The organism is Priestia megaterium, assembly GCF_009497655.1.
Taxonomy (GTDB): domain Bacteria; phylum Bacillota; class Bacilli; order Bacillales; family Bacillaceae_H; genus Priestia; species Priestia zanthoxyli.
This window is the reverse complement of the sequence record NZ_CP023317.1, coordinates 965,970-984,900: the sequence shown is the minus strand read 5'-3', so window position 1 is coordinate 984,900 and position 18,931 is coordinate 965,970. Positions and strand designations below refer to the sequence as shown.

Below are 18,931 nucleotides of genomic sequence, written 5' to 3'. Positions count from 1 at the left end.
AATTAGTCTGTACTTTTTTCCCATAAACCGTGGCGGCGCGGATCAGCGTCACCTTGAATTTGATTTTTCTTTAAGTCTTTCACAAGAGCTTGAACGCCTCCGTAAAACATCGCGTTATCATTGTTTTTCAAGTCATAGCCGTACGTTTTTAAACCATCTTTAGTTGACTGTTTAAGCTTAGCTTCTGAATAAAACTTATGAGAATCAAAAATGACACGCTTGTTTTCTACTGCGTTTTTAATGGAATCTTTGTCCTCAAAATAATCCCCAATTACTTGCGTTAACACTTGCGGAATACGATTTCCTCCCGGGGTGCCAATCGACATTACCCATTCATCACCTTCACGAATAATGGTAGGGGCTGTAAATGTTCTTGGACGCTTACCAGGTTCACGCTTGTTAATTCCTTGTCCAAACGTATTGAGCGTATTATTCAAAAAGAATCCATCTACATATTCACCGCTGCCGAAGAAATTACTCAGCGTATTCGTTGTCGATACAACGGTTCCGTCACCGTCCATCACAACAAAATGAGTGGTACTTTCATGTTCTTCGACGTCGCTTACTTTGGTGTGATCTGTTTCAGTATTATTTAATTTATTACGAAGTAAATGCACGTAGTGATCGTCGATCCAATCATTTGGCGTTTCTTTTATAAAAGCCGGATCGGCAATTTTCTTCAAGCGGTCTTGATAAGCTACTTTTGAAATTTGACCAAGAAAATGATAATAAAGACTAGGATGCGATTCCTTCAGCTTCCAAATATCTTCTTGATCCGTCATTTTTAACATTTGAATGAGCGTAGCACCAGCAAAAGGAGGAGGTGCTGAAATAATTTGATGACCTTTATAATTAGTTGATAGAGGTTTGCGCTCAACAGGCGCATACTTTCGCAAGTCTTTGTGACTTACTTTCGTTTCTTCTGTAATATCGTCTGCAATTTTCCCTCTATAAAAAGCATTTGGCCCTTCTTCCTTAATCTTTTGCAGCGTGTTCGCTAATTCATGCTGTTTGACAATTTCACCTGTGTTAATGGCGTCTTTATCTGGGTAAAAGCTAGGAATTTCATCTTCATTCACATTACCTTTGTATGAAACCAGCCTATCGTGCAAATCTTTGTCCACTTTGTACCCCTTCTCGGCATAGTTAATGGCCGGGTCGATTAGTTTGCTCATCGACAGAGATCCGTAGTGGTGCTGAATATAATCCATACCAGCGACGAACCCTGGTACGCCAATCTCATCTTCTTTATCATTCTTAGGTGCAATTTCTCGGTAGTCAATAAATGTTGGAGAGGCATCTGCTGGATCAATCAGCATTCCGCCGCCTCCCCCAAGTCCTGATCCGTACGGTTCCACAACACCAAGCGTGTAGGAAATGGCAATGGCTGCATCAACTGCTGTACCGCCTTGTTTAAGAATTTCCATACCTACTTTTGTGGCGCGAGGATCTGAAGTACTTACTGCATATTCTTGTTTTGGAAACATAAATTGATAAACACATACACCTACTATGAGTGAAAAGATGACAATGGAAACAATAATCGTATTACGTTTATTTATCATCTTTTACCTCCTCTGTGTATGACGGGCTATTAGTTAGCTTGTGCTTCTTTTTTTTTGCGCTCCTCTGCATGTTTTACAATGCGAGAATGATCTAAGTTTAATTCAAACTTGTTTCGTTCTTTTTCTAACAGTTCAGGGTTTGAAGAAAACTTGTTTAAATCGTTATAAATACGCTTCATGCGCCAAGGGTTATCCGTTGGAGTTGGTGTACCTGCTTTAATAACCATTGGAATAACATCAATTTTAGCTTGGCCCTGCTTGTTTAAATGATACTGAACCATCGCTGTATTTTTTGTACTTGACCATCCTTGGTCAAAGATAAAGTTTCCTAAGCTATAGAAAATAACCGAACCTTTATATACATCGTATGACTGTAGAACGTGCGGATGGTGACCGATGATAATGTCCGCACCAGCGTCTACCATCGCTTTTGCTAGTCCTTCTTGACGAGGACTTGGCTGTGCATCGTATTCTTCACCCCAGTGGGCATTTACTACAACTAAATCAGCATTTGCTTTCGCTTGCTGGATCGTGCTGAAAATAAGATCCGGATCTGCTTTTAAAATACCTGGGTTGTTTTTTCCAGCGGACATTCCGTCTGAATGTACATCCGTAAACCCTACGGTTGCAATGCGGATGCCGTCAGCATCTTTATATGAAATATGCTTTGCTTCTTCAGAGTTACGGCCAGCACCAACAAAATCTAATTTGTTTGCTTCAAAAGTCGAGATCGTATCTTCTAACCCTTTTGCACTGTAGTCCATTGAATGGTTGTTCGCTAAGTTTAATACGTCGAAACCTGCATTTTTAACGGTCGCTAGATCAGCAGGCTTACTATATAAATGAATACCTTTTTCCATTGCTTTATATGAATCTACGTCGTTTGTTAAAATCGGCGTTTCGTAGTTCCCGCTTACGTAATCCGAATTTTTAAAGAACGGCTCCACGTTGCGGAATACAAAATCTTCTCCGTAGCGTTCAGTTACTTCTCTTACATGGCGACCCATCATAATGTCTCCGACCATAGTCATGGTTAAATCATTATTGGCCTCTGGATTAGCCGTCTCAGGGTTTTCAAGAGCGTCCGAACGCTCCATCCATCCTGAAAGAGCTAAAATTACGATTAAAATTGGCGTTAAGATAAGAGCTTGCTTGCCCGTTGTAGGCTTTGTTTTCTTTATAAACATCAATACTTTTTCTTGAAAGTTTAATTTTTTCTCTTTCAACGCTTTCACCTTCCTTTACCAGCTGCGGTTTGTTTGTGTATTAAAATAAATAATAAACTTGCATAATTCCAAATGTTACACCACTTAATAAAACCGTTGTTCCAACTGTTAAAGGAAGACCTTGCTTTTGCATTGTATTTGCAATTAAGCCCGGTACAATGATACCAATTCCGCGTAATTCAAACACTTCAAACGGCAAGATCGGGAAGAAATAATCAAATGCAACTTTAATCACAATACCCGTAATTAACATCGCTGTAAATTTGCGACGTCCATATAAAATAACTACTTTTGAGATTCCGTACACGACGATAACATAAGTTAAAATACTAATTAAGAAAATCATTAAAATGGTAATTGGCTGATCAAATACAAGAGCTAAATACCCCGGTACGATAAGACCGGCTGGCAATACGCCCGTTTTTTCTGTAAAAATTAAGCTTAGTGTAACCCCTAACACAAGGGCAATATATAAATCTGATCCGAACATGAAATGGCCTCCTAGATTAAACTGCTTTTCTCATCTTTTTCATTTCAATAATAGCTTCAACAAGCGGCTCGGCTGAACCGTGGATATTTCCGACACCGTATACGATACGATCTTTTAAATAAGGCTTCATGCGCTCTAAAATTTCTTCTGTAGAAGCGCCTTCCATATCCCAGAATTCTTTTGTTGGTAATTCGCCTCTTTGGTGTGCAGCAGCGATTGGTGAGGTCGTCTGACCAATTGCAATCATTACATCCGCTTCAATGTATGGCATTACATCTTCAGCAAATTGCTCGGTGCGATCTACACGGTCCGGACGGCAGTTCATAATGACAATAGGAAGCTTTTCACTATAGTTCATTGAATCTACACGTTCCCAAATACGAAGCGTGGAAGAAGCGTCGTTGGCAGCAAATCCATTCACTAAAAATGCTGGATTTTTTTCATCGCCAAACGTTGTAATTCTCATAGCTCCTGGGTCAGGCTGGGCATTTAACATTCCTCTCATCGCTGTTTCAGCATCGATGCCAAGTGCTTCTGCTACTGCTAAACCGATGGAAGCATTATCAGGGAAAACCATATAATCAAATTCACGTAAATACGCTTCAGATACTTTATCATTGTCAGCTACAATAACCTTTGTGTTGCGCTCTGCGGCTATTTTTTTATAATATTCCAAATATGGACCTTCAATTGTAACAAGGTGACCATCATAAGGAATAGTAGCAGTGAACGCTTGAGCAACTTCATCTAGAGTTGGACCCATTACATCCATGTGATCTTCTAGTACGTTTACAATAACGCCTACCTTGGCTTGAATCAGCTGATTTTGGAATGTGATTTGATAATCAGGCTGTACCGCCATACATTCACAAATAAGAGCTTCCGCGCCAATATCGGCAACTTCATTTACCACTCGTCGCTGTTCTCCAATGTTCGGACCTTCTTTACGACGAATAATTGGTTCTTCTTCACTTGTATGCCAGTAGATCATACGTGCTTGTGTTCCTGTCGTTTTCCCTACTGTTTTGTAACCTGCTTCTTTTACAATACCTGTAATCAATCGTGTAACGGTGGATTTTCCGCGAATACCATTAACATTCACTCGTACAGGAATTGAATGCAGCTTGCGTAAATGTCTGCGATACTCCCAAACGCCATACCCTACTAAAAATAGGCAGCAGAGGATAATTAAGATCATGTTTCATTCTTCTCCTTCCAAACTTCTCCTGTTGGATACGTTATGAATGCTTTTGATTCATAATGATAGATATACGATTTCATAGTTTCACTCCCTTTATATATGTATGGGAGCTAATCAATTAACAGCGCTAGCATGCTGCTAAAACACCTGCTTTGAAAAATGGACTCGAGTACCAATTTCAACAGCTCTAAAACTATCATCTGCGCTCATTAGTGGTCAATAGCTCAAATGTTATATATTCTTACAATTCCGATTGTCTATTTACAGAATTAAAAACTCATCGTTTTATTTAAAATTTACAGAATAGGTCTAAAGTTTAATTACCTATAAAAATCCCATTGATACCTTTTTTTACCATAACAACAGGAATATTTTATACATCACTCTTACAATTAACACACGGAAATATTACGTAATTAAAAATTTCTTAACTTTAGAAAACGTTTTGTAATATAAAGGTGGAATAAAAAATAGTTTATCCCATTAATTCCTTTTTATGGATATACCAATTGAATTTGTCTAACAACCGTACTTGTGAGGATGATAGATAGATATAAAAGTAAGAAAAATACATTTATTTATCATTTTCTGCTTACATTTAACTTACTTAAATAGAAAGGACATTAAATATTTTTTTCTAATTTTATAAGCATTTAGACTCCATATGTACCTAGTTCTTTTGTTGTTATTTTATAGATTCCCTTTATTTAATAATCAATTCAGTAAATCTAAATCTCTTGACTATGGCCTCTTTTCCTATTTTTATTTCAATATTTTCTGAATCTTTCTACCGATAAAGGCATCTTTTGTCCGTTAAGATTGCCTAGAAAAATGCATGATTTCTCACTTTTTTGGCATATGATGTTATCATAAAAAGAAGAAGTATCATCAAAAGGAGGAAAACAATGGTTGATACAATCCTTTATTTTCTATTTTCTTTTTGCTACATTGTCCTGTTTTTCTTTAGCATATATGTAGTACGAAAAAACACTTCGCCGTTTTACATGCTATTTCTTCCTTTAGTAATAGCTGGACTAATTTACGATAATGTAATGATTGGGATTGGTTCATTTATCGGTGAAGGCGATACTTTACGTTCACTCAGCATGCTTCGCTTTTGGTTTCACGCTTTATTTACCCCTACTTTGGTGCTCTTTGCGTATGGCGTAGCGAAATATTCGACGATCACATGGGCTAAAAAACCTGTTGCCAGCATTGTTTTTTTGCTGACTACGTTTGCCTTAATTAGCTATGAAATAATCGAGACGATTAGTCAGCGTATGGAAGTTGTACGTGAATATGGCATTGTTCGCTATACATTAGTGGGATCATCCGGTCCTCCTCTTATGGTTCTTATTGTGGCGATTATTTTGCTTTTTGTTGGAATTTCTTTATTTCGCAAGACCAGGTGGAGCAGCATGATGATTGGAGTAGCCGTGATGATTGTAGGAAGTGCCGTGTCAATTCCTATACCAAGCACAGCCGTAACAAATACGTTTGAGCTTATTTTTATCTTTTCTTTATTTTTAACTCAGCGTCATTTAGTAAAAATACATTAAAAAGAAGCGATTCCCTTGCTTCTTTTTTTTATATTTGATATCTTTTACCTAACGACCGTTAGTTAGATTGAGGAGGAGCTTTTTTGAGTGAATTATCAACTGTAGAAAAAATTAGAGCTGCCGCAATGGAGCTCTTTGGAGAAAAAGGCTATACAGAAACATCGCTTGCTGATATCTCATCAAAAGTAGGCATAAAAAAACCTTCCCTGTACGCTCATTTTAAGAACAAAGACGAATTATTTTTACTAACCGTGCATGATTTAATGAATTTATTTTTAACAAAGTTATCTGTTATATACGAACAGCATAAAACAAAGTCTGCTAAAGAACAGCTTCACTGCTTTGTTGTAGATTTCTGCACGATGATTGAAAAAGATTCTTTTGGCCAGATGTACCGTCGTCTTATTTTGTTTCCACCTGAGCATTTGCAGTCGGAAGTAAAAGCTATTTTCTTAAGAAGCGAACGATTGTCTGATCAAATTCTGCATGCTATTTTTACACAGGGAATGGCTGAAGGCGAAATAATTGAACGTCCGATTGATTTGTATATCAATAGCTTTTATTGTTTAACCGACGGACTGTTCATTCAGCGCTTTTACTATGAACCAGAGTATTATGATCAAAAAATCCACGATGCTTGGACAATATTTTGGGAAGGCATACGCGCTAAATAGGCCCTGTAAAAAGGGCTTATTATTATGTAAGGAGGAATTAAAATGGCTTGGATTCACCTTATTATCGCTGGTTTGCTCGAGATTGTATGGGCAATCGGCTTAAAATATTCACACGGATTTACTGAATTAACTCCAACAATCATTACGATCGTCACAATTGTCATCAGCTTTTATTTCTTTTCAAATGCCTTAAAAAAAATTGCTGTGGGAACAGCTTATGCAGTGTTCACTGGTATAGGAGCTGCTGGTACAGCGATACTCGGTATGACCGTTTTAGACGAAGGCGTAAATATTGGAAAGATTTTATTTTTAGGATTAATGATTTTTGGAATTATCGGTTTAAAGTTAATTTCTACTGAAGAAACAGAAAGAGAGGAATCGTAACATGGCCTGGATTGCATTAATAGCTGCTGGTTTCTGCGAAGTGGGATTTGTGATTTTCTTAAAACTTTCGGATGGATTTAAGCGATTGCTTCCTTCAATTGGATTTATCCTTTTCGGTGCAGGAAGTTTTTATCTTCTCTCCTTAGCGTTAAAAGAAATACCTCTTGGAACAGCTTACGGTATATGGACGGGAGTAGGCGCTGCCGGAAGTGTACTTCTTGGCATGCTTTTCTTTCGCGAAGCAAAAGATATGCGTCAAATTCTATTTATTTTTTGTATTGTAGCAGGTGTAATCGGCCTTAAAATCACTGGATAAGGGTGTACTACTTCCCCTCTTTTCGTGCTATACTAAACTTGTAAACACTTTCAAAAAATAGGAGACGATGACAATGAACCTTGGGTTTGGAGAAATTGCCTTAATTGTATTTGTCGCTCTATTGCTTTTTGGTCCAAAGAAACTGCCGGAATTAGGAAAAGCTGCTGGAAAAACGTTAAAAGAGTTTAAAAACGCTACAAAAGGAATTATGGAAGAAGACGAAAAAGAAAAAGCCCCTCCTAAATAAGAGGCTTATATCTCTTTTAAAAGCTGACTCAAACGTTTGAGTCAGCTTCTTTGTGGTGAGAATATACTGAAATTCGATTTCGACCCGTACGCTTTGCTTCATATAAAGCCAGATCTGCTTGATGAACAATTGAAATGGGCTGTATGTTTTCGGATGGAACGACTGTCATTATTCCAACGCTGATAGTGACGCACTTAAACACTTCAGAAGCTTGATGGACAATTCCACGGCCCTCCACTTGCTGTCTAATAGCTTCTGCCATTTTTATCGCTTCATATTGATTAGCTCGAGGAAGCAATATACCAAACTCTTCTCCTCCGTATCTTGCGACAAAAACCGATTCGTCAAAGACAACGCTTTTAGCGATATTCGCTACTTCTTTTAAGCATTCGTCTCCTTGAATATGGCCATAGGTATCGTTATACGCTTTAAAATAATCAATATCAAATAAAAGAAAAGAAAGCGGCTCTTTTTCTTTCCGTGCGTATTCCCACTCGATTTCCAGCTGTTTATCAAGAGATCGGCGGTTGTTCAGACCCGTTAAGCCATCTTTCATGGACAGCATTTCAAGCTTTTTATTAGCTTTGAGAAGATCACACTCAGCCTTCTTTTTCTCCGTAATATCTCGATATTCCCAATAGTGGCCAATATACACGTGACCTTCATAGATTGGAATGTAGTCACGCGCATAAATTTTACCGTTAATAAACGTAATTTCTTCATCTACTATTGACTCTTTTGAATAAACGGTGCTTTCTACCGTTTTTAAAAACCTAGCAGGATCTTTCAACATAGGAGCGTGAGATAAAAACAGCTGATTACTTTCCAGTCCAACATATTGATTAGGAGGCCCGGGTATATCAAACATGTCACAAAAAGTTTGATTAATAACGGCTACTTCGCGCTCCGGCGTTTCAATCATGGTACCTGTCTTTGCATTTTGAACCATAACCGAAAACATTTTAGACAGTTTTTTATGCTGACTTGTCGTTACGCGAGATACATATATATATCTACCTGCTAGATACACTAAACACCCCCCTATAAAGGAAGCAGGGAGTAAATAGACGATAGTCGCAGCGGCGTGCTTCATATCTTTAAAAAGAAAGGACAATGAGAAAAATACGCAAAGCAAGCTAATAGAATTCATTAATTGAAAACGAATAAATGGACGATAAGGTAAGCGAACCGTCCACCCAGACAGTAAAGCCATTACGATAATTGTAGCAGCGCCTATTATTCCGCTTTCCGTAATTCCAAATAAAAGCAAACGCATTACTCCTATAATACAAGCTGCAATGATAGCCGGTATCATTCCTGCATAAAGACAAACAATTGTCACCGCTAAAAAGCGAAGGTCAAGAATAATAGTAGAATCTATTTTAATTGTATATATCATTAAAATGCTGCCTAATAGTCCATAAGAACATCCGTAATAAATTAAGCGATACATTTTATACCGTTTTATTCCTTCTACTCTATAAATGATTTGCTCTCGAACTATACTCGCAGCAAACAAGAAAGAAATAATTAACGTGATATTAAAGAGAAGTTGACTCACTCTATTCTTCACCTCTTTCCAAAAGCTAAAACAAAAACAATAGGCTTCTTAGCTTACATATTGTTTACAGCTGCTTTTTTATAACTAGTACTGTTTGATTTATCGAACAGTACTATCATTTTTTTTCTTCATTAAATAAAACTGTTCTATACTCTATTTGTTGCCGACCATCCTCACTATATAAAGAGTGTTTATCTTCCTTTTCTACAAGAAATTCTACTTGTTAGTATACTACTAAACTCTATGTGTACACATCACCTTTTACCTTTTTTAAAATATTTATCCATTTTCTATTTTTTGTATTTTTCACTGAAAGGTACGTAGTCGAAATGCAGCAAAAATAAAAAAAAGAGCGTCGATACAACGAGCGCTCTTTTTTATTTATGGCGTAAAAATTCCCAAAGCCCTGGCGTTTTGGAAAAATCAAACGTCTTAACAGCGGAAAGAATTTTAATCTTTAAATCTTGCTTTACGTCTTCTCTCTCATGCAGTGAAAAGCTTTGGACAGCTTTATTTAGTTTTGGTTCCAGCTTTTTTAATAAACGCCTTGACGCTTCTTCATCTCCGGCTTTCACTTTATTTACAAGCTCATATAGAGTTTCCATTTCTTCACTTCTTTCTTAAGTCAGTTGTTAATTCTTCCACTTTTTCTTCGAGTCGCTTTATATTGTTTTCTACACGCAGTAATAAATAAAAAGAAAGGACAGCGGGAAATCCTACGTTTCCAACAAGTTGAAGCCATTGAGGATCAAACATATCTATCACTCACCTTCATAATTTTTTTCAACTTGCTTAGCGCACGTTGGTAATGGTTAGAAACCGCTTGCTGAGAAATAGAAAAATAAGCAGCTATTTCTTTATGAGTCCAGCGTTCGACAATAATCAAGTGCAACATACACTGCTGCTTGGCCGTTAATTGGCGAAATGCATGATGAAGAATACGATTTTCAAGTTGATTTCCTAAAAATTCATGCTCCCATACAGCTCCGTCCTGTACTCCTAGCATATCTTCAACTGTTCGATTTCCATCTAGCGCAGCCGGCTGCTGCAGGCGAAGAGGAATATATGAACGCTCTTTTTCTTTTACACGCATAACATCTCTGGAATAATGTCTGCAAAGCTTGTTAATATAATGAAGCAATCTAACTTCACTATAAAACTGATGAAATTCTTTGTTTAGAAGTCTTTGTTCTTTTGTATCATTTTTAACAACCGCTTTTTGTAATCGCTCATAGCGTTCTGGTGTCAAAAATGTATTCATTATATGAGTCTGAAGAGTTGCGCTGTGGTTTGTAAGAAATGTATGAAAGGTACATTCTTTGTCGTGCCGCTTTTCTTGCTGCGAATAGAGCTGAGTCATTGTGCAAATCTCCTCCTTTTTTTCTTATACTTATTAAAAAGGGAGAAAAGAGTAAAATAACAACACCAAAAACGAACGTTTGTTCTTATATAAATTTAACTATATTAGGTTTTTTATGTCAATATGATGAAATGCTCATTAATAATCAAAACGACTCAGTAAAAATAAAAAAAAGAGATTGAGACATAACGAAATGGATCCAATCTAAAGACGAACAAATAGGATACATGAGCTGGACTGCTTATTACACCGCAGTTGATTTCCGTGCAAGACTTCGCTTTCCGCGGGCGGCCGCTGAGCCTCCTCGTCGCTGGCGCTCCTGCGGGGTCTCACCTGTTCCGCTTTTCCCGCAGGAGTCTTCGCCTTGCCCTCTAATCAACTGCTAGAAGGAACGAAACAGATGAAATCTACGTTCTGCATAACAAAAAAAACGAAACACTAATCAAACATGTTGATCAGTGTTTCGTTTTTCACTTCGGCTAAAATATTTTTATCCCGGCCCTTTTTATTTCTTCTTCATGTATAGATTATTCTTCTCCTAAAACGCGATTGATACGTTTGCGAAGCATTGGCATTCCATTTCCACCCGCTTGGAAATGACGAAGCTGACCTTCTTTATCAAATACATAATATGCTGGTACATATTTATTTTCAAAAGCGTCTGTTAACTTATGCTCACTGTCTACATAAATTGGCTGAGTAATATCGTGTCCCATTGCCATTGCCTCAATAACACCCATATCTAAGTCATCTTCCGAACGAGGCATATGAACCGCTACAACATTCAATTGATCATCATACTCATCACGAAGATCATTAACTTCAGGCATTGCTTCTTTACATAAATGGCAGCTTACTGACCAAAAGTGGATAAGCGTTGCTTTATCACCTACTAAATCTTCCTTTGTTACTTCGTCGTTAATCCAAGATGTTGCTCCAGTTAATTCAGGCATTTGTTCACGTAATTTCATGTTAAAATCCTCCTCTACATTAATTAAACTGAATATTCTGTATTTTACAGTTAGAAAACTATCTTTTCTATTTTAATGGCAGCAGTAGAGGAAGTTCTCCTCTACTCTACCGTTATTTATTAAAGTGTTTTTTGACCTGGTTTCCAGTTAGCTGGGCAAAGTCCGCCAGTTTGAAGTGCTTGAAGTACACGTAATGTTTCTTCTACGCTGCGGCCGATGTTGTTATGGTTTACAACTGCATATTGTAATTCACCTTCTGGATTAATAATGAATAATCCGCGAAGCGCTACGCCTTCTTCTTCAATTAATACGCCGTAATCACGTGCTACTGCATGAGTTGGATCTGCAGCTAATGGATAATTTAAATCTCCAAGCCCATTATCTTTACGATCTGTGTTAATCCAAGCTAAGTGAGTATGAATTGTATCTGTAGAAACACCTACCACTTCAGCATCTAGATCCTCAAACTCTTCGTAGTGATCTGATAGGGCTGTAATTTCTGTTGGACATACGAATGTAAAGTCCATTGGATAGAAGAACAATACTGTCCATTTACCGTTTTTCATATTTTCTTCTAAACTTACTTTTCCAAATTCCTTATTTGCAAGTACAGCTTCCATTTCGAAGCGTGGTGCTTGTTTTCCTACCATACGTTCTGCCATGTCAAAACCTCTCCTTGTACAATGTATTTAACAAGCCTATGCTTGTATGTATTATTTTTAATGCAATCAGCACTATTTACTATTTGATAACGATTATTAGTATCATTATAAACTAGTAATAACTATTGATTACATTCTTTATTATACACGAGCTATTATTATAGTCAATACTTTTTTATAATCATTTTAATCTAGGATTGATTATCGAATATTCCTCACTCTTTTTATTCTTTCCCTTGATCAATCCTATGTATGCAGGGATGAATGAACATAGAAGATACTAAAAAACTTCCCTTGTTTCAACATATTTGCTTTTACAGTGTGCTGCAACAAGATTTCGAATCTCAATTATGTTCTTTATAACTATAATAAAAGAGAATGAGACATAACGATCTAAATCCAATTTAGAGACGAACAAATGGTATAAATCATCTAATAAGGGTCACTACTTGTTACTTAAAACCTGCTTTTACCCTACCCATTAAAAAATCCGAACGAGTTTAATTCTCCATCAAGAATCAAACTCGTTCGGATCTTCCTTCAACTAAACTACTTTTGTCCAGCCTCTTTTATTTATTTCTTATCATTCGGATATACAAGACCGATTTGCTCTCGCACTTTATCCATCACGTGCATTGTTAGATATGAATTTTCATAAGAATTTGTGTCCGATTCCATCTTTCCTTGCTTTAACAGCTCTACGAATTCATTTATTTCATAGTACATAGCAGGATAAGGCTGATCGACCGTTAACTCTTCTACCCGTCCGTCATTGTATCGAATTTCTACCTTTTCAGCGGTATGTATTTTGTCAATAATCATACTGCCTTTTTCTCCTTGAATTTCACTTGGTAAATGCGAATTTGTAATTTTAGAATACATGATGACCGCGTCACGATCTTCGTACTCTAAAGCAACTGATCCTTCTCCATCTACTCCAGATTCTAGCATAAACGCCGTTGCCTTTATTTTATGAGGCCCTCCAAACAACGTAATCAGAGGATAAAGACAATATACACCTAAATCCATCAGTGAACCGTTGGCAAGCTCTGGCTTAAAGGCATTAAGCACGATACCTTCTTTATATTTATCATAACGAGAAGAATACTGACAGTAAGATGCCACGTATTTTCGAATTGGACCAACTTTATGTAAGTTCTCTTGAATCACTTTGAAGTTAGGAAGAAGGGTTGATTTCATCGCTTCCATTAGTAACACATTGTGATTCTTGGCTGTTTGAATCATCCGAGTTACTTCTGCTGCATTGGCTGCGAGCGGTTTTTCACACAGTACATGCTTGTTATTTTTCAAAAATAAGATAGCTTGTTCCGCATGATAAGCATTTGGAGTAGCAATATACACGGCATCAATTTCAGCACTTGCTGCCATTTCCTCTAAATCAGTAAATATATGAGGAATATCATATTTACCTGCAAATTCTTCTGCTTTTTCAATAGTTCGAGAATAAACAGCTGCAAGCTGAAAGTCGTCTACATACTGAGCTGATTCTAACAGTCGATCTGTTATCCAGTTTGTTCCTATTACACCAAAACGAATCATCTTTTCATCTCCTTTTTATCATCTATGTTGTATTGTATCGTTTTTAAAAAGAAAAACGAAGAAATAATAAAAAATCTATACCATTTTCCGTTGCTTTATATCTATTTTGTTCTATATAAAAAAACAGCTCACAACAAATGTAAGCTGTTTTTTTATATGACTCAAACGTAAGCTTATGCTTTCTCACCCACTACAGCAAAACGTTCGTTTACATAGTTTTTATTCTCTAACTCATCTATTAAAGCAATCGCATAATCAGCATAGCTAATATAGCTTTCATTTTGACTATTTGTGATCACGTGATCTTTTCCTAATTGATAGGCTCCAGTGCGAGCACCTTCTGGGTCAAAAAAAGCGGCTGGGCTTAAATAAGTCCAATCTATAGTTGATTTTTCTAGTTCTTTTAAACCTTTGCCCATATTTGAAGCCGTTGGATAATAAGCTGCTGGAAAACCTTCTGTGCTCATTAAAGGCATTGTTTTTTCTTCATCTACAAATAAACTTCCTGCTCCGCCCACTACTGCGAGTCGCGTTTGGACACCTTGAAATGCTTTAATAAGTGATTGTATAGACTCAACGTGCATCTGTTCACTTCCGGGAGGTGCATTAAATGCGTCTACCACAGCATCGAACTGTTCAATGTCTTTTGAAGTAATGACAAAAATATCTTTTTCAATTACGTTTGTTTGATTTTTTAGTTTAGAAGCATTTCGAACAATGGCTGTTACTTCATGTCCTCTCTGTTTTGCTTCTTCCATAATTAATTGACCTGCTTTTCCTGTTGCTCCAATAACGCCAATTTTCATTTTTATTCTCTCCTTTTATTTTTTATTGTAACCACAACAGTTACACATTACACAAAAAAATTTGAGCTTTTATAACACTGCTATTTCTTTTCAGCTCGTTGTAACCATTATAGTTACACGTTATTCAATTTGTCAACCTCACTATTCATTTTTTTACGCGATAAAAGATTTTAGGGATCGCTAAAAAATCCACAAAACAATAGCTTATTTACTATTTCAAAATATTCCCATATTTTCAACTTATTTTTATCTCAGAGTACTTTTTTATGAAAAAAGGTTTCTTTTTTATAAAAAAGTGTTATACTAGGTATATTATTTCTTGTTCGGTGTTAACAAATAGAAAGACTTTCTTTAAAGTGATTCTTATTGAAATTGAGCAGAGATAGTAATATATTCGTGGATTTTCCACACAGGAGGTACTACAATGGTACAAGGTAAAGTAAAATGGTTTAATGCAGAAAAAGGTTTTGGATTCATCGAAGTAGAAGGACAAGACGACGTATTCGTACACTTCTCAGCTATCCAAGGCGAAGGTTTCAAATCACTTGAAGAAGGTCAAGAAGTTACATTTGAAATCGAAGATGGAGCTCGTGGACCACAAGCTGCTAACGTTCAAAAGTAATTGATTAAGAAGCTGTCACTTTAGTGACAGCTTCTTTTTATGTCTATTTAACCAATTAAAATTTGATTTTCCTGCCAAAGATTAGTCAAGTTCGTATCCGCGAGCCGCTGATGCGTCTCTTTTACGCTAAGCCAGCGATGCTTGTTGAAAACAAAGCGAGTTTCAGGAAGTTCAGTCCATATTTCCTGTACAGACTGGACATTTAACAGAACAAAGTTTGCTTCGTTTCCTTCTTCCACTCCATACTTTTCTTTTCCAATCAGCCGGGCTGGTATACTTGTAATCATTCGGAGCAACTGCCGCTGATCATCTGGACTTCCCATATGTGCAGCATAGGCAGTTAGTAACCCTACTTGCAGCAAGTCTGCTTTTCCAAACGGATGAAAGGGGTCGTTCACGTTATCAGATGCAGTAGCAATCGGAATCGCTGCTTTTTGTATGTCGCGAATACGCGTTACGCCTCGTCTTACAATTCCTTTATCTTCCCTTCCCTGTAAATATAAATTAGAAGCAGGTAATGTGACAACTCCAATTTTCGCCTGTTTCAAAAGGTTTAAGATTTCTTTCACTTTTGCATCAGTCATTCCTGCAAGCGAACAAAGATGCCCCACTACCACTTTTCCTTCCATATTCAATTCAATTGTTCTATGAGCAATATTAATTATCGTATCAACAGATGGATCATCGCTTTCATCCACATGTAAGTCAAGAGGTTTATTATAGGCTTGAGCCAGCGAAAACAGAGCATCAATCTCTTTTTCTGGATTTCCAGCTAAATGAGGACAGCCTCCAATCGCATCAATTTCAAGGTCGAATGCTCGTTCAATTTTAGTCATCTTATGCATATCATCAATGTCTAAGTTAGAGAATAGCGGAACAACCTGCACATCCATATAGGGGCTTAATTCATCTCTCACTTCGACAGCCGCTTGTAAACTTCGAAATAAGCTATCTTCTTCCATGCTGCAGTCAAAATCAATATGCGTTCGAATCGTAGTCGTACCGTTAGCTAATGCCTGCAAAGCAGTTTTTAACATTCGCTGCTTAATTTCTTCTTCTGGAAATGCCGGCAGGCTGCTGCTGTAATTTTTAATGGCTTCTTGAAGAGTTCCAGATAGATTGGGTACTTGAGGAAGCGAATGAGCTTTGTCTAAATGCATATGCATATCTACAAATCCTGGTAATAGTACACGCCCCTGTGCATCAAGTGACGTTTCTTTTCCTAACACGGCCGCGTGTAGCGGAAAAAACTCGTCACCTTCAAGATAACCGTTTTGTAAAACGATAGAAGTATACATTCCATTTGAAATTTTCACTTCAAAAAGAGCGTGATCGTGCATAATTGGCAAGCGAACATTAATTAAGTGAAGCAATATAATTCCCTCCTCAATTTTTCAACTTCTTCATTTTTCATAGACCGCTTTATCTTATTTATCATTTATTGTTTAAAGCATTAATTCGCCAAATTTCGCGAATCACCTTCTCTCTAAAGGCCTTTATTTACAGAGAAAAAAGCAAGAACAAAAAAAAGGAGCAGCGTCCCCACGCTGCTCATCAAAGAAAAAATGCTAGAAAATAGATAGAATGTACTTCCCATGGTTAAATGAGGGCTTACAGATAAAGCTTCAGTGAGTGATTTCATGCTTTGCATCGCTATTCTCCCCAGAAAGCAATGCAGATACAAGCAAAAAATTTCCACCACTCGCTCACACTGTAAATAGACACATAAGAAAAAGCCCAAACAAAGGCAGGTCTCTCAAATACAATGAGCAAAAACCTACCCGCCTGGGCTTTTATCCCTTCGGTGTCATATCCACTTCTTTTCAAAAATGAATATGTGAATCGCTTGGACCAAACTTTCTACTAACGTAAAAATGGGAACCTAGATTCACTTTTTACTCATAGTCCTATCATTTACGGTGATAAGGTAGAAACGTCTGAGCCATATTCTCAAACATATATGAGTGAACCGTATTTAGCTTTTTCTTGTCTACAAATATACTATAGGTCTCTCCATAAGTCAAATATAAGCGAATAATCTTTTTAATAAAATTATATATAGTTCGCCTTTTACAAAAGTTTACTTTTTTTAAAAGTTTGTTAAACTATCTAACACAGTAGTTGCATCTTCTTATAATCCTGCTTATACTTCGAACTACTTACATTATCTATAAAGGTCTTCACTCTGTTGAAGACAAAAAGCGATCTAGGGTTCCGTTTAACACATGTTAAAGGCTGGTCCGAGAGAGAGCGTACGGAACGGTCCGTATACACGGAAGGATAAAAGCCTGGGAGAATGACATCATTCTCCCAGGCTTTTCTTTTTTACTAGTATAAAATAGAGGAAAGAAGGGATTTATATGAACAACCAACCAGCGTTAAGTAAATCGCTAAAGGTATATCAAATTGTATTTTTGGGTCTTGCCTGGATGACTCCGATGATTTTCTTTACAGTTTACGGAGTAGCCTACGATGCGGCTGGAGGGCAAATGGTCCTTGCTTATTTAATTGCTTTTTTAGCTATCTTTTTTACCGCATATAGCTATAGCCGAATGGTAAAAGCATATCCAATAGCAGGATCTGCTTATACGTATACGAAAAAAGCTATACATCCTCGCCTTGGCTTTTTAGTAGGCTGGGCACTTCTTTTAGACTATATTTTCTCCCCTATTATCGCTATTTTAACATTTGGTATTTTTATGCATACAGAATTTCCTTCTATTCCTGTATACGTATGGGTCATTGTCATGAACATTATCTTAGCTTTAGTCAATATTGTTGGTATTAAATCTGTCGCTCGTATAAGCGGCATCTCTGTTGTAGTTCAGATTCTATTTATAAGTTTGTTTTGTTTATTTATCATCAAAGATATTGCAACAGGTCAAGCTAGTTCTTCTACTCTTTTTTCACTTCATCCTTTTTTGGCTTCAGATGTACCGTTTACGACTATCTTTTCTGGAGCTGCGCTCATTTGCTTTTGCTTTTTAGGATTTGATGCCGTGACAACAATGGCGGAAGAAACGATTCAACCGGAAAGGACCATTCCAAAAGCCATTTTTCTTATTGTTTGTATTGCAGCTGTTATGTACATCGCTATTTCGTATTTTACACAGATTGCCTATCCGGGATTCACATTTACTAATCCTGATAATGCTGCCTACACCCTTGTAAAATTAGTGGGCGGAAATCTTTTAAGCAGTCTATTTATTACGGTCTTAATTATCGCAACCTTTACTCAAGGAGTTTCTTCAGTCACAAGCGTGACTCGCTTTTTATATGCTTTAGGCCGTGAATCCGTGCTGCCTCAGAAGGTATTTTCATATATTCATCCAACGTTTAAAACGCCCGTGGTGAATATCTTGCTTGTTACCGCTTTTTCGTTTTTGGGAATGTTTATTGATTTAAACACAGCCGTTACTTTTGTCAGTTTCGGTGCCTTAACCGCTTTTACATTTGTTAATCTATCAGTCATTGCCCATTTTTATATTAAGTTAAAGAAACGGTCGTTTACTGAAACAATACTTTATTTAATCTTCCCTTTGATAGGAGCGGCATTTATCGGATGGCTGCTCACACTGTTAAACAAAGACACTCTTTTGATTGGTGTCGCCTGGCTTACGGTTGGATTTCTCTATTTATTTGTAAAATCTCGACTATCGGCTCCTTTTGCAAAGAGAGATCATTCAAAAGTGACGGTTCCTGAAAAATAAACTAAAAAATCAGTTTT

21 protein-coding genes and 2 riboswitches are annotated in these 18,931 nt (G+C 37.0%); of the genes, 7 read left to right on the top strand and 14 right to left on the bottom strand.

Features of this window, described 5'->3' with window-relative positions; all coding sequences use genetic code 11:
• Positions 1 to 2: 2 nt before the first annotated feature.
• Genes CEQ83_RS05010 through pgsB form a run of 4 tightly spaced genes read right to left on the bottom strand, consistent with a single transcriptional unit; the run spans position 3 to position 4,479 of the window.
• Entirely contained in the window at positions 3 to 1,565 is a 1,563-nt protein-coding gene (locus CEQ83_RS05010; protein ID WP_115653184.1) for a gamma-glutamyltransferase family protein, read from the bottom strand.
• Positions 1,566 to 1,594: 29 nt separating this feature from the next.
• On the bottom strand, positions 1,595 to 2,791 hold the full coding sequence (locus CEQ83_RS05005; protein ID WP_154991671.1) for a CapA family protein: 1,197 nt from the start codon (positions 2,789 to 2,791) through the stop codon (positions 1,595 to 1,597).
• Between the two features lie 40 nt (positions 2,792 to 2,831).
• Positions 2,832 to 3,281 (bottom strand): poly-gamma-glutamate biosynthesis protein PgsC, encoded by a 450-nt coding sequence (pgsC, locus tag CEQ83_RS05000; RefSeq protein WP_013055707.1) that lies wholly within the window; start codon positions 3,279 to 3,281, stop codon positions 2,832 to 2,834.
• Between the two features lie 16 nt (positions 3,282 to 3,297).
• Positions 3,298 to 4,479: a poly-gamma-glutamate synthase PgsB gene (pgsB, locus tag CEQ83_RS04995; RefSeq protein ID WP_014461310.1), complete on the bottom strand. Its 1,182-nt coding sequence runs from the start codon at positions 4,477 to 4,479 to the stop codon at positions 3,298 to 3,300.
• A gap of 908 nt (positions 4,480 to 5,387) precedes the next feature.
• Between pgsB and CEQ83_RS04990 the strand changes: the two genes are divergently transcribed.
• The 5 genes from CEQ83_RS04990 (at position 5,388) to CEQ83_RS04970 (ending at position 7,662) form a co-directional block, all read left to right on the top strand.
• Complete coding sequence (locus CEQ83_RS04990) at positions 5,388 to 6,041, top strand: hypothetical protein (RefSeq protein WP_098999758.1); 654 nt, start codon at positions 5,388 to 5,390, stop codon at positions 6,039 to 6,041.
• Positions 6,042 to 6,124: 83 nt separating this feature from the next.
• Positions 6,125 to 6,715, top strand: a complete 591-nt coding sequence (locus CEQ83_RS04985; protein WP_155017024.1) for a TetR/AcrR family transcriptional regulator — start codon at positions 6,125 to 6,127, stop codon at positions 6,713 to 6,715.
• A gap of 42 nt (positions 6,716 to 6,757) precedes the next feature.
• A complete protein-coding gene (gene sugE, locus CEQ83_RS04980; protein ID WP_155017023.1) occupies positions 6,758 to 7,099 on the top strand; it encodes a quaternary ammonium compound efflux SMR transporter SugE in 342 nt (113 codons plus the stop codon).
• 1 nt (position 7,100) lies between these two features.
• A complete protein-coding gene (locus CEQ83_RS04975) occupies positions 7,101 to 7,415 on the top strand; it encodes a DMT family transporter (protein WP_098999759.1) in 315 nt (104 codons plus the stop codon).
• Positions 7,416 to 7,488: 73 nt separating this feature from the next.
• Complete coding sequence (locus tag CEQ83_RS04970) at positions 7,489 to 7,662, top strand: twin-arginine translocase TatA/TatE family subunit (RefSeq protein WP_013055701.1); 174 nt, start codon at positions 7,489 to 7,491, stop codon at positions 7,660 to 7,662.
• A gap of 28 nt (positions 7,663 to 7,690) precedes the next feature.
• On the opposite strand, the gene CEQ83_RS04965 is transcribed toward CEQ83_RS04970, so the two are convergent.
• The 9 genes from CEQ83_RS04965 to CEQ83_RS04925 form a co-directional block, all read right to left on the bottom strand.
• Complete coding sequence (locus tag CEQ83_RS04965) at positions 7,691 to 9,223, bottom strand: diguanylate cyclase domain-containing protein (protein WP_226313276.1); 1,533 nt, start codon at positions 9,221 to 9,223, stop codon at positions 7,691 to 7,693.
• 377 nt (positions 9,224 to 9,600) lie between these two features.
• A complete protein-coding gene (locus CEQ83_RS04955; RefSeq protein WP_013055697.1) occupies positions 9,601 to 9,828 on the bottom strand; it encodes a helix-turn-helix domain-containing protein in 228 nt (75 codons plus the stop codon).
• Positions 9,829 to 9,832: 4 nt separating this feature from the next.
• A complete protein-coding gene (locus tag CEQ83_RS04950) occupies positions 9,833 to 9,979 on the bottom strand; it encodes a YvrJ family protein (protein ID WP_013055696.1) in 147 nt (48 codons plus the stop codon).
• Positions 9,972 to 10,583, bottom strand: a complete 612-nt coding sequence (locus CEQ83_RS04945) for a sigma-70 family RNA polymerase sigma factor (RefSeq protein ID WP_048020133.1) — start codon at positions 10,581 to 10,583, stop codon at positions 9,972 to 9,974. The genes CEQ83_RS04950 and CEQ83_RS04945 overlap by 8 nt, the downstream gene beginning before the upstream one ends.
• A gap of 244 nt (positions 10,584 to 10,827) precedes the next feature.
• The gene (locus tag CEQ83_RS27560; RefSeq protein WP_255293446.1) at positions 10,828 to 10,962 is read right to left on the bottom strand and encodes a hypothetical protein; all 135 of its coding nucleotides are present in this window, start codon (positions 10,960 to 10,962) and stop codon (positions 10,828 to 10,830) included.
• A gap of 148 nt (positions 10,963 to 11,110) precedes the next feature.
• Complete coding sequence (locus CEQ83_RS04940; protein WP_013055693.1) at positions 11,111 to 11,554, bottom strand: TlpA family protein disulfide reductase; 444 nt, start codon at positions 11,552 to 11,554, stop codon at positions 11,111 to 11,113.
• A gap of 119 nt (positions 11,555 to 11,673) precedes the next feature.
• Positions 11,674 to 12,216, bottom strand: a complete 543-nt coding sequence (locus tag CEQ83_RS04935) for a peroxiredoxin (RefSeq protein ID WP_014461319.1) — start codon at positions 12,214 to 12,216, stop codon at positions 11,674 to 11,676.
• A 573-nt stretch (positions 12,217 to 12,789) separates the two neighbouring features.
• Positions 12,790 to 13,776 carry a Gfo/Idh/MocA family protein gene (locus CEQ83_RS04930; protein WP_155017022.1) on the bottom strand — a complete coding sequence of 329 codons (987 nt, stop codon included), beginning with the start codon at positions 13,774 to 13,776 and terminating at the stop codon, positions 12,790 to 12,792.
• 173 nt (positions 13,777 to 13,949) lie between these two features.
• Positions 13,950 to 14,582 (bottom strand): NAD(P)-dependent oxidoreductase, encoded by a 633-nt coding sequence (locus CEQ83_RS04925; protein WP_033578197.1) that lies wholly within the window; start codon positions 14,580 to 14,582, stop codon positions 13,950 to 13,952.
• Between the two features lie 424 nt (positions 14,583 to 15,006).
• On the opposite strand from CEQ83_RS04925, the gene CEQ83_RS04920 reads away from it, so the two are divergent.
• Complete coding sequence (locus CEQ83_RS04920) at positions 15,007 to 15,204, top strand: cold-shock protein (RefSeq protein WP_013055689.1); 198 nt, start codon at positions 15,007 to 15,009, stop codon at positions 15,202 to 15,204.
• Positions 15,205 to 15,251: 47 nt separating this feature from the next.
• Here the strand turns inward: CEQ83_RS04920 and CEQ83_RS04915 are convergent, their stop codons facing one another.
• Positions 15,252 to 16,577, bottom strand: coding sequence for an amidohydrolase family protein (locus CEQ83_RS04915; RefSeq protein WP_223546327.1), 1,326 nt, complete (start codon positions 16,575 to 16,577; stop codon positions 15,252 to 15,254).
• 509 nt (positions 16,578 to 17,086) lie between these two features.
• Positions 17,087 to 17,188: riboswitch (purine riboswitch) on the bottom strand.
• Positions 17,189 to 17,399: 211 nt separating this feature from the next.
• Positions 17,400 to 17,501, top strand: a riboswitch (guanidine-I (ykkC/yxkD leader).
• A gap of 63 nt (positions 17,502 to 17,564) precedes the next feature.
• On the opposite strand from CEQ83_RS04915, the gene CEQ83_RS04910 reads away from it, so the two are divergent.
• Positions 17,565 to 18,914, top strand: a complete 1,350-nt coding sequence (locus tag CEQ83_RS04910; protein WP_155010407.1) for an APC family permease — start codon at positions 17,565 to 17,567, stop codon at positions 18,912 to 18,914.
• Positions 18,915 to 18,931: the final 17 nt, after the last annotated feature.

Coding starts and splice junctions, on each gene's coding strand:
- CEQ83_RS04945 (WP_048020133.1), bottom strand. CDS start 10,583: ATGACTCAGCTCTATTCGCAGCAAGAAAAGCGGCACGACAAAGAATGT.
- CEQ83_RS04925 (WP_033578197.1), bottom strand. CDS start 14,582: ATGAAAATTGGCGTTATTGGAGCAACAGGAAAAGCAGGTCAATTAATT.
- CEQ83_RS04910 (WP_155010407.1), top strand. CDS start 17,565: ATGAACAACCAACCAGCGTTAAGTAAATCGCTAAAGGTATATCAAATT.
- CEQ83_RS04990 (WP_098999758.1), top strand. CDS start 5,388: ATGGTTGATACAATCCTTTATTTTCTATTTTCTTTTTGCTACATTGTC.
- CEQ83_RS04935 (WP_014461319.1), bottom strand. CDS start 12,216: ATGGCAGAACGTATGGTAGGAAAACAAGCACCACGCTTCGAAATGGAA.
- CEQ83_RS04950 (WP_013055696.1), bottom strand. CDS start 9,979: ATGTTTGATCCTCAATGGCTTCAACTTGTTGGAAACGTAGGATTTCCC.
- CEQ83_RS04930 (WP_155017022.1), bottom strand. CDS start 13,776: ATGATTCGTTTTGGTGTAATAGGAACAAACTGGATAACAGATCGACTG.
- CEQ83_RS04940 (WP_013055693.1), bottom strand. CDS start 11,554: ATGAAATTACGTGAACAAATGCCTGAATTAACTGGAGCAACATCTTGG.
- pgsC (WP_013055707.1), bottom strand. CDS start 3,281: ATGTTCGGATCAGATTTATATATTGCCCTTGTGTTAGGGGTTACACTA.
- sugE (WP_155017023.1), top strand. CDS start 6,758: ATGGCTTGGATTCACCTTATTATCGCTGGTTTGCTCGAGATTGTATGG.
- CEQ83_RS05010 (WP_115653184.1), bottom strand. CDS start 1,565: ATGATAAATAAACGTAATACGATTATTGTTTCCATTGTCATCTTTTCA.
- pgsB (WP_014461310.1), bottom strand. CDS start 4,479: ATGATCTTAATTATCCTCTGCTGCCTATTTTTAGTAGGGTATGGCGTT.
- CEQ83_RS04955 (WP_013055697.1), bottom strand. CDS start 9,828: ATGGAAACTCTATATGAGCTTGTAAATAAAGTGAAAGCCGGAGATGAA.
- CEQ83_RS04975 (WP_098999759.1), top strand. CDS start 7,101: ATGGCCTGGATTGCATTAATAGCTGCTGGTTTCTGCGAAGTGGGATTT.
- CEQ83_RS04970 (WP_013055701.1), top strand. CDS start 7,489: ATGAACCTTGGGTTTGGAGAAATTGCCTTAATTGTATTTGTCGCTCTA.
- CEQ83_RS04920 (WP_013055689.1), top strand. CDS start 15,007: ATGGTACAAGGTAAAGTAAAATGGTTTAATGCAGAAAAAGGTTTTGGA.